Origin of the sequence: Desulfolutivibrio sp. (genome assembly GCF_036584575.1) — a bacterium.
Taxonomy (GTDB): domain Bacteria; phylum Desulfobacterota; class Desulfovibrionia; order Desulfovibrionales; family Desulfovibrionaceae; genus Desulfolutivibrio.
Genome location: NZ_JAZHDB010000182.1, coordinates 1 through 14,491 on the forward strand (window position 1 = coordinate 1; position 14,491 = coordinate 14,491).

13 protein-coding genes are annotated in these 14,491 nt (G+C 60.8%); 6 read left to right on the plus strand and 7 right to left on the minus strand.

Going from position 1 to position 14,491, the window contains the following annotated elements:
• Nucleotides 1-21 precede the first annotated feature (21 nt).
• Nucleotides 22-1,128 (minus strand): phage shock protein operon transcriptional activator, encoded by a 1,107-nt coding sequence (gene pspF / locus V3572_RS13255; RefSeq protein ID WP_332111491.1) that lies wholly within the window; start codon nt 1,126-1,128, stop codon nt 22-24.
• A gap of 149 nt (nt 1,129-1,277) precedes the next feature.
• Here pspF and V3572_RS13260 point away from each other — a divergent pair, with 149 nt between their 5' ends.
• The 3 genes from V3572_RS13260 (at nt 1,278) to pspC (ending at nt 2,724) form a co-directional block, all read left to right on the plus strand.
• On the plus strand, nt 1,278-1,988 hold the full coding sequence (locus V3572_RS13260) for a PspA/IM30 family protein (RefSeq protein ID WP_332111492.1): 711 nt from the start codon (nt 1,278-1,280) through the stop codon (nt 1,986-1,988).
• A gap of 104 nt (nt 1,989-2,092) precedes the next feature.
• On the plus strand, nt 2,093-2,341 hold the full coding sequence (locus V3572_RS13265) for a hypothetical protein (RefSeq protein ID WP_332111493.1): 249 nt from the start codon (nt 2,093-2,095) through the stop codon (nt 2,339-2,341).
• Nucleotides 2,338-2,724 (plus strand): envelope stress response membrane protein PspC, encoded by a 387-nt coding sequence (gene pspC, locus V3572_RS13270; protein ID WP_332111494.1) that lies wholly within the window; start codon nt 2,338-2,340, stop codon nt 2,722-2,724. Before V3572_RS13265 ends, pspC begins: the two co-directional genes overlap by 4 nt.
• Nucleotides 2,725-3,069: 345 nt before the next feature.
• On the opposite strand, the gene V3572_RS13275 is transcribed toward pspC, so the two are convergent.
• The 5 genes from V3572_RS13275 to V3572_RS13300 form a co-directional block, all read right to left on the minus strand.
• On the minus strand, nt 3,070-4,062 hold the full coding sequence (locus V3572_RS13275) for a hypothetical protein (RefSeq protein ID WP_332111495.1): 993 nt from the start codon (nt 4,060-4,062) through the stop codon (nt 3,070-3,072).
• Between the two features lie 165 nt (nt 4,063-4,227).
• Complete coding sequence (locus V3572_RS13280) at nt 4,228-4,902, minus strand: SOS response-associated peptidase (protein WP_332111496.1); 675 nt, start codon at nt 4,900-4,902, stop codon at nt 4,228-4,230.
• 577 nt (nt 4,903-5,479) lie between these two features.
• Entirely contained in the window at nt 5,480-7,288 is a 1,809-nt protein-coding gene (locus tag V3572_RS13290; protein WP_332111497.1) for a methyl-accepting chemotaxis protein, read from the minus strand.
• 1,109 nt (nt 7,289-8,397) lie between these two features.
• A complete protein-coding gene (locus tag V3572_RS13295; protein ID WP_332111498.1) occupies nt 8,398-11,409 on the minus strand; it encodes a proline dehydrogenase family protein in 3,012 nt (1,003 codons plus the stop codon).
• 14 nt (nt 11,410-11,423) lie between these two features.
• Nucleotides 11,424-11,882, minus strand: coding sequence for an Lrp/AsnC family transcriptional regulator (locus V3572_RS13300; RefSeq protein ID WP_332111499.1), 459 nt, complete (start codon nt 11,880-11,882; stop codon nt 11,424-11,426).
• Nucleotides 11,883-12,129: 247 nt separating this feature from the next.
• On the opposite strand from V3572_RS13300, the gene V3572_RS13305 reads away from it, so the two are divergent.
• Complete coding sequence (locus tag V3572_RS13305) at nt 12,130-12,369, plus strand: FitA-like ribbon-helix-helix domain-containing protein (protein ID WP_332111500.1); 240 nt, start codon at nt 12,130-12,132, stop codon at nt 12,367-12,369.
• Between the two features lie 73 nt (nt 12,370-12,442).
• Nucleotides 12,443-12,778, plus strand: a complete 336-nt coding sequence (locus V3572_RS13310) for a type II toxin-antitoxin system VapC family toxin (RefSeq protein ID WP_332111504.1) — start codon at nt 12,443-12,445, stop codon at nt 12,776-12,778.
• A gap of 127 nt (nt 12,779-12,905) precedes the next feature.
• Here the strand turns inward: V3572_RS13310 and V3572_RS13315 are convergent, their stop codons facing one another.
• A complete protein-coding gene (locus tag V3572_RS13315; RefSeq protein WP_332111502.1) occupies nt 12,906-13,721 on the minus strand; it encodes a MerR family transcriptional regulator in 816 nt (271 codons plus the stop codon).
• Between the two features lie 109 nt (nt 13,722-13,830).
• On the opposite strand from V3572_RS13315, the gene V3572_RS13320 reads away from it, so the two are divergent.
• Nucleotides 13,831-14,491: efflux RND transporter periplasmic adaptor subunit (locus V3572_RS13320; protein WP_332111503.1), on the plus strand; the 661-nt coding region annotated here is incomplete at its 3' end.

The following is a 14,491-nucleotide window of genomic DNA, read 5'->3' on the forward strand; positions in this document are numbered from 1 at the left end:
GGGGAAGGGAACCCCTTTTGTTCACAAAAGGGGTTCCCTTCCCCGGTCCTCTTTTCCTTCATCACCCCTTCTCCCCTCATCTCCTTCCTCCTCACGCCTCGCCCTCCGGTAGACGCCGCGAAAGGCGTGGTAGCTCAGGCCCAGCAGTTCGGCGGCGCGGCGTTGGTTATGGTTGGCGGCGGCGAGTGCGTCGTGCACGAGGCGGTGTTCGAGGCGCGCCAGGGCGTCGGGCAGCGAGGCGGGCAGGCTGGGGGAATCGGGCGACGAGATGGCCGCAGCCGGAGATGCCGGGACGGCGGGGGATGATGCTGAGGCAACGGGCGCGGGAAGCGGCGGAAACGGCGAAGCGAAGGGGTCAAAGTCCACCTGTCGGATGCGTTTGCCTGCGGCGCGAAACACCGCCCGCTCCACCACGTTTTTGAGTTCCCGGACGTTGCCGGGCCAGGGATGGGCCTCAAGGGCGGCCATGGCCTGGGCGGAAAATTCGGGGGGCGATTTGTGCCCGAGTTCGGCCTGCATGCGCGCGGCGAAGCGCGCGGCAAGCAGGGGGATGTCGCCGTGCCGAACGCGTAGCGGCGGCAGATGCAGCACTTCAAAGCTCAAACGGTCCAGCAAATCGGGCTTGAAGGTTCCCTGCCGGGCCATGGCGGCCAAATCGGCGTTGGCGGCGGCGATGAGCCGCACATCCACGCGCTTTTGCTCGGAGGAGCCCAAGCGCTCGAACGTGCCATATTCCACGACGCGCAAAATTTTTTCCTGGACGGAGAGCGGGACGGAGGCGGCCTCGTCGAGAAACAGGGTGCCCTGGCGGGCGGCCTCGAAGCGGCCGTGGCGGACCTTGAGCGCGCCGGTGAAGGCCCCGGGCTCATGCCCGAAAAGTTCGGATTCGAGCAGCGAGGCGGGCAGCGCGGCGCAGTTGAGGGTGATAAGCGGCTTGTCCCAACGCCTGGAGAGGTAGTGCAGGCGGATGGCGGCCAGTTCCTTGCCGGTTCCGCGTTCGCCAAGCAGGATGACGGGCCGCGACACGCCCGCCACGGCGGAGAGGCGTTCCTGAAAGGCCAAAAAGGCGTCGGACTGCCCGATGGCCTCGCTGAGGCCCTGGTCCGAAGAATGATAGCTGTTCGCCATTATCACCACCTTTTGGCTTTTTTTGCCATACATTGTTTTTTTCAACCACTTTTCTTTTTCATTAAAAACTTATCTTATTATATTTATTGGTTTTTTTATATGGCACGAACCCTGCTTTATCGCTGCAAACGCCCCAAGGAGGAACCACCATGGGTATTTTCACCCGCTTCCGCGACATCATCAACGCCAACATCAGCGCCATGCTCGACAAGGCCGAAGACCCCGAAAAGCTCATCCGGCTCATGATCCAGGAGATGGAGGAGACCCTGGTCGAACTCAAGGCCTCCTGCGCCCGCACCATGGCCCAGGCGGCCACGGCCCGCAGGCAGCGCGACGAGGCCGCAAAGCAGGCCGAGCTGTGGCGCGGCAAGGCCAAGCTGGCCGTGAACAAAGGCCGTGAGGATCTGGCCCGGGAGGCGCTTTTGGAAAAGCGTCGCCTGGAGGAACGCGCCCTGGCCATGGAGGCCGAGACCGCCGAATTCGAAGGCATGATCGAGGCCTGCAAGGGTGATCTCGATAAGCTTGAGGAAAAGCTGGCCTCGGCCAAGGAACGACGCCGCGTCCTGGTGGCCCGGCATCATCGCGCCGCTGGCAAGAAGCGGGCGGGGGACGAGCTGCGGCGTGTACAATCCGCCGACACCCTGCTACGCTTTGAGGAATTCGAGAACCGCATCGAGCGCCTGGAGGCCGAGGCCGATCTGGCCGCCCCCCGGGAGCGAGGCGCTGCGCCCCGACCCGGCGAACCCATGACCCTGGAAGAAAAATTCGCCCGCATGGAGGCCGACGAGGACATCGAGCGGGAACTGGCCGCCCTGCGCGGCGTCGCCCCCTCGGGCGCCGAAACCGACGGCGGGAAGTGACATGAAAATCGCGTTGCGGCTTTTTACCCTCTTCGCCCTGTTTCTCTTGCAACGATCCTGCGCCCGGCTGCTTCGGGCCTGACGGATACGCGGAGCCAGACACCATGATCAAACTTCTCGTCACCCTGATCGTGGCCGGGGCCATGGTCATCGGCGTGGTCATCCTGGGCGGAATCCTTGTTCTGGCGGCCCGCCTGTTCAAGTCCGGCGGCAAAAACGCCCAGGACGAGCGCCAGGAGGCCGAAACCGCCCAGGAGCTTTACCGGCAGTTGGAACAGTTGGAGGGCCGCGTGGAGAGCCTGGAAACCATCATCATCTCCGGCAGACGGGATGGCGGAGGGGGCAACCCATGAGACACGTCTCGGAACTCAAATACCGCAAGCTCTACCGGGCCAGGGACGGCCGGTTGCTCGGCGTGTGCAAGGGACTGGCTCGCTATCTGGAAGTACCCGTGTTCTGGGTCCGGGTGGGCGTGGTCTTTCTGGCCGTCTTCTCCGGCGTCTGGCCCGTGATCGGAGGCTACCTGCTGGCCGGATTCCTGCTGCGCCCCGAACCCGTCCTGGCCCCTGGAAACGACGACGAACGCGACTTCTACTCCCGCTTCGCCGCAAACAAAAAAAACGGCCGCGAGGAACTTACGCGCCGCTTCGAACGCCTCAGCCGCCGCATCCGCCGCATGGAGGATGTGGTCACGTCCAAGGAATACGACTGGGAACGCCGCTTCCGCGGCAAGTAGCCGCCAGGGGGAAACTTTTTTGATAAAAAGTTTCCCCCTGGACCCCTTTCAAAAAACTTTGGCGCGCTTCGCGTCCGTATGCAAAAAACCAGTTCTTTTCGGCCCTGTGTCTGCGGCGCTCTGCGCCGCAGACACAGGGCCGGGGACATGGCGCGCTTCGCGTCCGCGTGCGGGAGACCTCATGTTCTCCGGCCGACCTGACTTTCGTTGGCGATTCCCGAAAAGCTTCGCTTTTCGGGAATCGCCAACGATGTCAGGGGGTCCGGGGGAAATGATTTCCCCCGGGCGGGGTACGGGGCGGCAGCCCCGGCAACGGTACGAGGCGGCAGCCCCGACGTTTCCGCCTTACCAACGTCTGGGCAGAAAGCGCCGGACCTGGGGCGGGATGAGCCGGGGGAAGTCTTTCCCGAGCCGGGTCAGGGCCGTCAGGCGTCCCTCGATGATGATGGCCCGGGGAAAGACGTTCACGTTGCGGTAGTATTTCGGCACCTGGAACCGGTTTTGCCGCGACAGGACCACCGAGGCGTCTGTCTTGGGCTCCACCGCCACCAGGCCTTCCGGAAAAAAGAGCGTCTCCCGCAAACGGGCGGCCGCCGCCTCGAAAAGCGCTCCGTGGATGGCCGAAAAGTGTTCGGACTGCATGCGCTGGTTCATGCCCGGGATGGTTTCGTTGGCCACAAAGGTGATCGGCCCGTCCACCATGTCGATGTACGCCTGGGCATCCCGGGCGTCGGCCGCCACCACCCGGCCCACCCCGAGCCGGTCCAGCAGAAGCCCGGTGCGTTCGGCCACCAGGGTGTCGTATTCCACCCCCAGCAGGTCGAACCGCCCAGCCCCGCGCCGCCTGGCCTGGAGCGACGCCGCCAAGAGCAGCACTCCGGTCCCCGTGCCCAGGTCGAGCCCCACGTAGCCGTCGGCGAGGTCGCTCGGCATGGCCGGGCGTCCGGCGATGGAGCGGAAGATGTGTCCGGTCTTGGGCAGATCGGCCAGCATGCGCAGGGCGTATCCGGTGGTGCCGCGCAGGCCCAGATCGGCGGGCGTATCCCGCGTGCCCTCCCACCACATGCCGCAAAACCGCCAGAACAGTTCGGAGATATCCCCAAGCGGCACGGCATGCGCCTCGGAACCGGGATAGATGTAGGCGTGAAAATATTTCACCAGGACGTTTATGATGTCCTCGTCCGACAACACCACGCCTGGACGCGACAACCGCTCGACATCCTGCACCAGCGGCCCGGGTCGGAACACGCCGGGCCGGATGACCGGCGCGGTTTGGTCCGGACGCCCCACAGGCGCGATGCGGAATCGTTGTGATGCTGCCTCTTGTGCTATCGCCATAGCCTCCCCCGTTGGTCAAGACTCCGCCCCCACGGCGGAGTTTTTTGCCCTGCTCCGCTTGTATTGCAGATGTAGTGCCACAAACGCCGCAACCTCCCCCAAAAAAACGAAAAGCGCGGCCGAAGCCGCGCCATGATCCCCGTCATGCCCCGCCATGTCCCGCCATCAGCCCCTGGTCAGCGGCAGGAGAAGTTGCTCATCATTCGCCGCCACCCGGTTCACCCCCGGCCCGACCGGATGCCCGGCCCAGATCGACGGGCCGAGGCGTCGAAAAATCGACACCGCGCGAGCGCCGTCGCGCATGTCGGCATCGAGCCAGCGCCCATAGTCCTCCGGGGCGACCGCCACGGGCATGCGTTCGTGTACCGGCGACACGACCGCATCGGCCTCGGTGGTCAAAATCGCGCAGGATTCCATGATCTCGCCCATCGCGCCCTCGTAGCGCTCCCAGATTCCGGCCAGTGCCGCCAGCCGCCCGTCGGCCCGATAAAAATACCACGGCTGTTTGCCGCCCGGCCGGACCTGCCATTCGTAGAATCCCGAGGCCGGCATCAGGCACCGCCGATAGCGCATGGCCGCCCTAAACGACGGTTTTTCCGCCGCCGTCTCGAGCCTGGCGTTTACGAACCCCCGGCCCTTGCCCCCTTCCTTGGACCAGGACGGGACCAGGCCCCAGCGAAAAAGCCGCATCTCGCGCCGCCCGAAGCCAGCGTCCACCACGGCCTCCACGAGTTGGCCCGGGGCGATGTTGAACCTGTCCGGCGCGTCCGGCACGGCGTCCAGGCCTAATTCCTCGGCCAGTCTTTTTCTGGGAATGCCCAGGGCGAAGCGTCCGCACATGGGAGGGAGGATAGGGAGAGAATCCGGTGAGGGAAAGACTCTTCTGGGGCTTCGACGTTTCCTATGGAAATCCCCTGTTCAGAAGCTCGTGGATGGGTACCCCTATCAGGTTGAGCATGGTGCTGAAGGTGGTCACATCCAGTAGCCTCTGCCTGGAGAACGGGCGGCCTGGAAAAAGCCCTTGAGTCCCTCCAGCCCTGCGTTTGAGAGCAGTGGCGCCCGTCTCCGCAGGAGCCGCGAGGGTCACCGGGCGTTTTTCAAGGTCCATGCCCACGAAGATGGTGTCGCAATGATGGCCGCACGTGGTCGCCGTTTCATCCAGGCCGGTTCCACACAGTCGGCAAAGATCGAATCGCTCCAAGGCGTTGCACATGGAATGCGTCACCACTCGCCGTATCCGCTTGTTTGTGACGCCGACACAGCGCGCCGCACTCCGGACAGGGGATGCGCTCGCTTTTCGCGGCCTCGCCCTCAAGCCAAAACACGCTTTGAGACTTGTCCATGGCCACCATTCGCCCCACCACCCTCCTCGCGGCTGGTGGGGTCGAAGAAATCCTTTACGAATTGCGTTCCTCTATTACGCTTGGCTTGGCAGCATCATTTTTTCCACAAGGTCGTGCAGTACGTTGGACTGGCTGGCAAGATCACTCACAGCCTGCGTCGAGCGTTGCATGGCGTCTGCTGTTTCGCAGGAGATTCTGTGGATGTCCTCAATGTTGCGGTTGATCTCATCGCTGGTAGCCGACTGTTGCTCGCTGGCTGTGGCGATGGACCGTATCTGGTCCGTGGAAACTTCCACCAGTTGGACAATCTCGCTGAGTGCTTCGCCGCTCTTGAGGGCCAGGACGGTTGCCTGTTCGACATTGGCAACGGCCTGCTTCACGTTCTCCAGATTGCGCCTGGTTCCAGACTGGATGCCGGTGACTGTATCACCAACTTCCTTGGTTGCGGACATCGTTTTTTCCGCCAGCTTTCGGACCTCATCGGCCACGACAGCGAACCCTCGGCCGGCTTCGCCAGCCCGGGCCGCTTCGATGGCTGCGTTGAGGGCAAGGAGGTTGGTCTGGTCGGCGATGTCGGAGATGACGTTCATGATCGCCCCGATACCGTCCGCTTGGCGGCCCAGGCTCCCCATGTCCTCCTGCAGGCGCATGGAAACCCGCTGTAAGGCGTTGATTCCCTGGACGACCTGCTCAACGACCTCTGAGCCTTCGCCTGCCTTTCTCCGGGCTGCTTCGGCGGATTCCACGGCCAGGGAGGCGTTCTTGGCCACTTCGAGCACCGTGGCGTTCATCTCGCCCATGGCCGTGGCTGTTTCCGCTACACGGGTTGACTGCACACCCGCCCCCTGACTGGATAGCTCAACCTGCTGGCTGAGTTCGGCCGACGCGGTGTTGACGATCTCCACAACCTTCTCCAACTGGATCGCCGTTTGGCTGATATTCTCCGCCGCGCGCTCTGCTTCTCCTTTGGCGGAGAGGGCTTCGTCAGTAGCCACCTTGGCGCGCTGAGACTCCGCATCGGCTTGTGCAGCCTTTGCGTCTGCCTCGGCTATTTTATCCTTGAGCGCCGCGACCATCGTGCGCAGACCGTCGGCCAAAATGCCGAAGTCGTCCCGCCGGGTAATTTTCAATTTCTCGTCGAGATTGCCGCCAGCAACGACCTTGGAAAAAGCAACAAGCTTGCGTAGCGGTCTGACCGAATCCCAGGCAAGGTGAAGTCCCAAGAAAAAAGCCAACAACGCTCCAAGGACCATTCCGCCCATCGTCACCCAGAAAAGACTGCTCGACATGTCCTGAGCAATGCGCGCTTCGTCATTGACGCTGTTGTTGACAATAGTGACGACCTGGTCCAGTTCCTCCTGGGCTTTTAACAACTTGTCCCGACAGACGCCAAGAGCAAGCTCGATCATACGGCCTTTTTTGTTTTCCTTCACCGATTCAAAGAAAAGTGAATTTGTCTCGCCAACGTCGACAAATGCCTTCTTGAGCATCGCCCACTGCTGCTCAATGGATGCTATTTTCGCCAGTTTGTCGAGTTCCGCTATTGCGTTTGCATCTCGTTCACGCGCTCTCTGGACGCGTTTAAACTGGTTGTCTTTGACCGTCGCGTCCAGATCGGGGATGAGCAAGGTGCGTTGGGCAATCATGAGTTCGTCGAGGGATTGCTGGAGATAGAGCAAATTCTTCAGGGCGGGCATCTTCACCTGACCAAGCTCTTGGGCCTGGCCGCCGAGTTTCTGTACGGAATAAACGCCGATCCCTCCGACCACGAGACTGATAATCGCCATGAAGATGAAACCGCCCACGAGTTTCACACCAACCCTGACATGTCGTAAGATGTCGATCTTCGGCGCGCCCTTGGCAGCTGGGTCAAAACGCCACATACAACTTTCCTCCTTTTCCCTTGAAAAAACGGGCGGGAACTGTTTCCCGGATCATCCTTGGGTTTTCTGGGACAATCCGGTCGTTGGAATAAAATATAACCCGATTTATCTTGAGCGATTTACTCGTCTATCAACACCTCTATATGTTGTGTACCACGTTGCTTTAGTTTACAATTCACTTTCAACACCACTCTTTTTTTCTCTATCCATCTATCCGCTGGTTGAATTTCGACAAATAAATTTAACAAAACACGATTCAGCATCGACGTCCATGCCACAAACGATTGTCCATCTGGCATAGGCGAAATTAATATTATTTTAAAACTCAGGCAAGACCCATTGAACTTTCAAACAGAATATTGTCTTGACAATATTCATTATATCCTACCAATGCACTCTGATTTCAAGCTAATATCTATATTTTATTAATGTTTATTTTGTTAAAGCAAAATACATTTTATCTTCTAAACGAATCCCAACTGTCAAGGCATTAATACCTCTCTATCATTCATTAATTATTATTGCTCTGCGATAAAAAACAACATACGTCTCCATTCAAATCATTGATATGTATTTTTTGTATACGCTTGTAGACGATATAAATACATTTGTATCGTCACAAAACAAATTGTTGCACAGCTGTTTACTGACACTACATACCTATGAAGACATCCTACAGCATGCTCGAGCAAGCCAGATACAGCTTGATGGTCATCACCAAGTAATTCCTGGACAGGACGGTATTTTTCGAATTGCTGATGAACGACTTGCCCTTGAGGTTCTACGTGAAGAACCGGAAGCTGATCTTGACCTTCCACTCATCTGACACCCGGCCGCCGGATGTCTGGGCTTGGCACAGGATGTTGGAGGGACGAAGCCTCTGCGGGTTCCAGGAGACAATGGCCACCTGGCGGAGGAGGGGTTCGGGGAGAAGGCGACGCCTCCTCGCAAAGAGAGATGACAAAGCCCATGCCTGGGCTTTGCGCCGCCAGCGGCGGCCAAGCCTCCGGGCGGAAAGACACGATAATGACTCGCTGACGGCGCGGGCCTTGCCGCAGCCTGCTTGTTCTTTTCGGGGCTGCTGACTTTGTCAGCAGCCCCGGCTTCCTTTATTCAAACCAGTCGTCGCCCTCTTCGATGGGCGTGAATCCCCGGCGAATGGTATTTTCCGTCACCACGCGCGGGTCCATGAACTGGAGCAGGTAGTCCGGGCCGCCGGCCTTGGACCCCACGCCGGACATCTTGGCGCCGCCGAAGGGCTGCCGCTCGACAAGAGCGCCGGTGATGTTGCGGTTGATGTACAGGTTGCCGACCCGGAAGCGTTTTTTGGCGGTCTCCAGGTTTTTCGGGCTACGCGAGAACACGCCGCCGGTTAAGGCGAAGCGGGTGGCGTTGGCCATGTCGATGGCCGTATCGAAGGTTTTGGCCTTCATGACGGCCAGGATGGGTCCGAAGACCTCTTCCTGGGCCAGGCGGTGTTCGGGCGTTATGCCGTCGACGATGACCATGGGGGCGTAGCAGCCCTTGCCCGCGCCAAGCCGCTCGACGAGGATGCGGCCCTCGGCCCGGGCGATGTCGGCGTAGTGGGCCACGGTTTTTTGCTGCCCGGCGTCCACCACCGGTCCCATGAAGTTGGCCGGGTCTTCGGACGGGCCGATCTTGACGGACCCGGCGGCCTCTTTCAGGCGCGCGGTGAACTTCTCATAGATGGGCTCGAGGACGATCACCCGGGAGCAGGCCGAGCATTTCTGGCCCTGGAAGCCGAAGGCGGAATACAGGACGCTGGAGACGGCCTCGTCCAGGTCGGCGTCGTCGTCGATGATGATGGCGTTTTTGCCGCCCATCTCGGCCACCACGCGCTTGCAATAGGCCTGTCCGGGGACGACCCGGGCGGCCTTCTCCATGATGCGCAGCCCCACGTCCATGGAGCCGGTGAAGGCGATCATGGTGATGTCCGGGTGCTCGACCAGATGGTCGCCCATGACCGAGCCCCGGCCCGGGCAGTAGTTGAAGACGCCGTCCGGCAGCCCGGCCTGGCGAAAGATCTCGCACAGGCCAAAGCCCACGGCCGAGGCCAGCCCCGAGGGCTTAAAAACCACGCAGTTTCCGGCCACGACGGCGGCGGCGGACATGCCGCAGGCGATGGCCAGGGGGAAGTTCCAGGGGGCGATGACCGCCACCGGGCCCTTGGGCTCGTAAAAAAGCCGGTTCTGCTCGCCGGGCTGGTTGCCCATGCGCCGGGGCGCGCCCAGGCGGATCATCTCCCGGGCGTAGTATTCCAGGAAGTCGATGGCCTCGGCCACGTCGGCGTAGGCCTGATCCCACTGCTTGCCGACCTCAAGAACCTGCAGGGCGGACAGAGCCACGATGCGCTCCCGGGCGATGTCGGCGGCCTTCAGGAGTACGGCGGCCCGATCCTGCGGGGCGGCAGCGCGCCAGCCCTCGAAGGCGGCCTTGGCGGCGGATACGGCCTGATCGATCTCGGCGGTCCCGGCCTGGCAGACCTGGGCCACGACCTCGTCCGGATCGGCCGGGTTGACCGAGGCCAGCCGGTCGGCGGTGAGGATCTCCTGGCCTCCGATGACCAGGGGGATGGTGCGGCCGAAGGCGGCCCGGACCTCGGCCAGGGCCCTGGGGAAGGCGGCCCGCAGGTCGGCCACGGTGAAGTCGGGCATGGGGTGGTTGGCGAAGCGCGTCAGCCCCCCCTTGGACACGGGCGGCGACGACGGCGGGCAGGTCGTGGACGTCTCGCGGGCAAGGGTGGCCAGGGGGTTTTCCAGGAGCAGCTCCTCGGCCTGGCCGTCGGCGAAGCTCTGGCGCAAAAAAGACTCGTTGGCCGTATTTTCCAAAAGCCGCCGCACCAGATAGGCCATGCCCGGCAAAAGCTCGCCGTAGGGGCAGTACAGGCGCACCCGCCCGGCCACGGCCAAAAGTCCCTTGCGCACGGGCTCGGCCATGCCGAACAGGGCCTGGAACTCGTAACGGTTCCCGGGCACGCAAAGGGCCGCAGCCGTCTCCATGACGTGGCTGATGGTGCGGATGTTGTGCGAGGCGGCCTGGAAGTAGACGATATCGGCGTGGCGCAGGATCTCCGTGGACAGGCGCTCGTAGGCCGCGTCGGTCTCGGGCTTTTTGGTCCACACCGGAATCTCCCAGCCCATCTGCTTGGCCACCACAGTCTCGAAGTCCCAATAGGCCCCTTTCACCAGCCGGATGCCGATGGGCAGCCCCTCGGCCTTGGCGAAGGCCAGAAGGTCGGCCAGATCGTGCTCGGTGTCCTTCAGGTAGGCCTGGAGCACCACGGACAGGTGCGGATAATCGCGGAACTCCGGGTCCGTGCGCAGGCGCTTGAAGAGCTCAAGGGTCATGTCCTTGTACTTGAGCGCCTCCATGTCGATGCACAGCGCCCCGCCCATGGCCCGGGTGGCCCGGTAGACCGGGACGAGCCGCGACAGGATGCCCGTGATGGAGCCTTCCATGTCCACGGGCTTGGCCTGGGAAAAAAGCGCCGAGGGCTTGATGGAGACGTTGACCCGGGGGGCGCTTCCCCAGTCGAGATCGCCCTTGCCGCCGCCGAGCGCCGTCCAGGAGGGCTGCTCCTTGGCGATGGCCGCCAGCACCTCCAGGTAGCCGTCGCGGTAGGCGTCGGCCTCGGCCTCGCTCATGGTGGCCTCGCCCAGGAGGTCCACGGTGAAGGCGAAACCGTCCTTGCGCAGCTTTTTGATGGATTTGACGGCCTCCTTGGCGGTCTGGCCGATGATGAAGCCCTTGGCCATGCCCTCGATGTTGGAGCGGATGGCCTTGCCCATGACGGCGGCGGCCAGCCCTCCGAACATGCCGGACTTTTCCGCGCCCCACTTGAGCACGGCCGGGATGTCCGCCGCGCCCTGGCCGGTGAAGTATTCCTCGATGTGGCGCCTGAGCGCGTCGGAGGTGGTCAGGTAGGGCAACACGTCCACGAACCGGAAGAGCTGGACCTTGAAGTCTTCGTTTTTCATGGCCCAGTCCATGACCTTGCCGGTCCAGAAGCCCTTATTGAAGATGGAGGGGGCCTCACCCCGGATGCTCTGGAAAAACTGCTTTCCCCGGGCCACGATTTTTGCTTCGAGAGCCTGATCCATGACGGCGATCCTTTTTATGAATGGTGGTTGAGAGGCAGCGAGGCGGTTTCCTTGACCGTCTCCAACACGATGGTGGTGTTGGTGTCGCGCACGCTTTCGATGCGGCCCATCTCCCGCAAAAGCCCGGCCAGGGCGGCGGTGTCGGCCACCCGGACCTTGACCAGGTAGGCGGCGGCCCCGGCCGTGTAGTGGACCTCGAGCACGCCCGGCAGATCGGCCAGAAGCCGCCCGGTGTCCGTGGCCCCCACGGCCTCCTCCACGCGCACGAAGGTAAATGCCGTGAGCGTCAGCCCCACGGCCGGGGGGGACAGATGCGCGGCGTAGCCGGTGATGACGCCCCGGCGTTCGAGCTTGCGCACCCGCTCAAGGACGGCGGAGGGGGCCAGGTCCACGGCCCGAGCCAGATCGGCGTTGGAGGTACGGGCGTTTTCCTGAAGGATGTTCAGAATTTTAAGGTCAATTTCGTCGAACATGCGGTTTCCACTCCGTTTGACGGAATGAACTGCAAAAAGCAGGGGTTTGTCAAGATGGATGTGGGGCGACGGATGGGTGTGGAGCGGCAGACGGGTGCGGAGTGGCGGATGCGGTGGGCTTGGATCGGCGGCGGTCCACCGTGTCCGGTCGGCCTGAGCGATACCGGAAGAGAACGCGACACGGGGAAAAAATTGGCATCCATCAATAAAGTAACCTATTGATGGTAGGCATGGAGGGTGCGACATCATGGCGCAGATACTGGTTCGCGATCTGGACGAAGGCGTGGTCGTCCGTCTCAAGGCCCTGGCCGCCGAACACAACCGCTCGCTCGAGGCCGAGGTGCGGGTCATCCTGAGCCAAGCCAGCACCCGCAAGGTACTGGATCATCAGGCGGCCGCGGCGAAACTCGAGGATTTCCGCAGGCGCATGGCGGGGAGGGTCTTTCCCGACACTACGGCGCTTCTCCGGAAAGACCGAGACAACTGAGGCCGATCATTTTTGACGCCTCGGCGGCGGGGAAGCGGTTCACGTCCCAGGCGGGCGGTGATGCGGCCGCCGCATACATGCGCCACGGGATCGATCTCTATGCCCCGGTTTTTTTCTGATCGAGATGGACAATCTTCTGGCCAAGTTTGTGCGCCGGGGGGACATGAGCCGGGCAGAGGCGGAAGAGGCGCGGGAGAATCTGGCGGTGCAGCCGATTGCGTATTATGAGAGCGCGCAGTTGCGCCAGCATGCCTGGGAAATTGCGTCCATGACCGACCGCGCCATGTACGATTGCCTGTATGTCACGTTGGCCGTGGCGCTCAGCGGGGTGATGGTCACCGCCGATGCGAGGTTGGTGCAGGGACTTATGGGGACGCCGTTTGCGGAGTATGCCCGCCCTCTCCGGTAAGATTGGATTAAAAAAACAATAAGAAAACAGGCATCAGCCTCCCATGGCCGGGGCTGGCGCCTGTTTTTCCTCACACCTCTCTCCACCAACTGAATCAAAACTCCATATCGAGAGCAGTCCATATACGCTATTCCACCAGAGCACAATACTTCACCGCATAGCTGTCCCCGGTCTCCTTAATGACATAGCTCATCATGTCGTAAACATATATATCGCTCTTTATGGCCATACCGGCGGAATCGATTTTCTCCAGCATTCCGACAAGGGCCTGCCTGTGCGTTTCATCCGTTCCTTTATGAGCCAGGGTGGCGCACTTCCCTTCAGGTTTGACGTGAAGCCGAGAACGCGGCGTTGTGCGCCTCGCCCGGTGGAAGGAATAGCGCTCAAGGTGGCTGCCCCGGCGCACGTCATCCAGGCCGAGAATAAAACCAAACGGAAAACGGGGCTTTTGCTCCTGCTGTTTATAGACATCGTTGTACTCGGCAAAACGCAGGATAAATTCCCACCGTGATTCGGACGGGGTCACCCCGGTGGGCGTCACCTCCAGACGTTCTTCTTCCTGCTGTTCCACGACCAATACGTCATAGTCGAAATTCAAGGCTTCGCGCAGACACTCGGCCATGTCCCCGAGCATAAGCGCCCGCTGTCTCAGCCTGTTCAATTCCCTCTTGGCGACAACCTGCTTCTCCTCGAGGAAGGACATGAAACCCTCGCCGTCCATATGGCGTAAATGCGTTTTGATTTCTTTCAGCGAACTGCCGACTTCCTTGAGCATCGAGAGCAGGTCGAACTCAAAATATTGATCTATATCGTAATATCGATAACCATTTTCGGAAACGTGCTTTGGCTTCAGCAACCCTTCCTTGTCGTAAAACAGCAGCGTACCCTTTTGGGTTCCGCACAGCTTTGCGAACTCTCCTGTTGTAAGTAGTTGTTTTTCCATGTTTATTTTTTTGTTGACTCTAAAGTTACTGTATACATTAGCCTTGCACATAATGAAGAAAACAGCAAGCCGGAATTTGCTTGCGCCGGATAAAACAGAGGTATCTTAAATGGTTTTGGATATCGAGAAGAGAAGAGGATGGCGGGTGCTCATACCGTTATGTTGTATTTTGCTTATGGCGGGCTGCGACACAGCAAAACAGCCCAAAGCCGCGCCTAGCGAGGTGCTGTACTCCGTGGTCTGCGAAGAAAAGCTCACTCTGACCAGCACATTGCCGGGGCGGATTTCCGCGATTGTAACTGCGGAAGTCAGGCCCCAGGTTGACGGTATCATCCTTGATCTCCTTTTTGAAGAAGGCGCGGATGTGGAAAAAGGGCAGGTTTTGTACCGTATCGATCCTGCGGCTCACAAAGCCGCCTATGCCACGGCCAAGGCATCCCTGGTGGAGGCGCAAGCCAATGTAGCAGCTATCGCCCTGCTGGAGAAACGCCAGCGGCTTTTGATCACCCAAGAGGCCCTAAGCCATCAAGATATGGATAACACTATTTCCCAGCACGGCCAGGCCCTCGCCCGTGTCGCCAGGGCTGAAGCGGAATTGAAAGCCGCAGCCATCAACCTTGCCTACACGGAAATCCAAGCGCCGGTGTCAGGGCGCATCGGGGCTTCGTCCGTGACCGTCGGCGCTCTGGTTACGGCAAATCAGCCTACCGTTCTTGCCGTCATCCAGCAGACGGATCGCGTCTATGTGGATATAACGCAATCCAGCACGG

Coding starts and splice junctions, on each gene's coding strand:
- pspF (WP_332111491.1), bottom strand. CDS start 1,128: ATGGCGAACAGCTATCATTCTTCGGACCAGGGCCTCAGCGAGGCCATC.
- V3572_RS13260 (WP_332111492.1), top strand. CDS start 1,278: ATGGGTATTTTCACCCGCTTCCGCGACATCATCAACGCCAACATCAGC.
- V3572_RS13265 (WP_332111493.1), top strand. CDS start 2,093: ATGATCAAACTTCTCGTCACCCTGATCGTGGCCGGGGCCATGGTCATC.
- pspC (WP_332111494.1), top strand. CDS start 2,338: ATGAGACACGTCTCGGAACTCAAATACCGCAAGCTCTACCGGGCCAGG.
- V3572_RS13275 (WP_332111495.1), bottom strand. CDS start 4,062: ATGGCGATAGCACAAGAGGCAGCATCACAACGATTCCGCATCGCGCCT.
- V3572_RS13280 (WP_332111496.1), bottom strand. CDS start 4,902: ATGTGCGGACGCTTCGCCCTGGGCATTCCCAGAAAAAGACTGGCCGAG.
- V3572_RS13290 (WP_332111497.1), bottom strand. CDS start 7,288: ATGTGGCGTTTTGACCCAGCTGCCAAGGGCGCGCCGAAGATCGACATC.
- V3572_RS13295 (WP_332111498.1), bottom strand. CDS start 11,409: ATGGATCAGGCTCTCGAAGCAAAAATCGTGGCCCGGGGAAAGCAGTTT.
- V3572_RS13300 (WP_332111499.1), bottom strand. CDS start 11,882: ATGTTCGACGAAATTGACCTTAAAATTCTGAACATCCTTCAGGAAAAC.
- V3572_RS13305 (WP_332111500.1), top strand. CDS start 12,130: ATGGCGCAGATACTGGTTCGCGATCTGGACGAAGGCGTGGTCGTCCGT.
- V3572_RS13315 (WP_332111502.1), bottom strand. CDS start 13,721: ATGGAAAAACAACTACTTACAACAGGAGAGTTCGCAAAGCTGTGCGGA.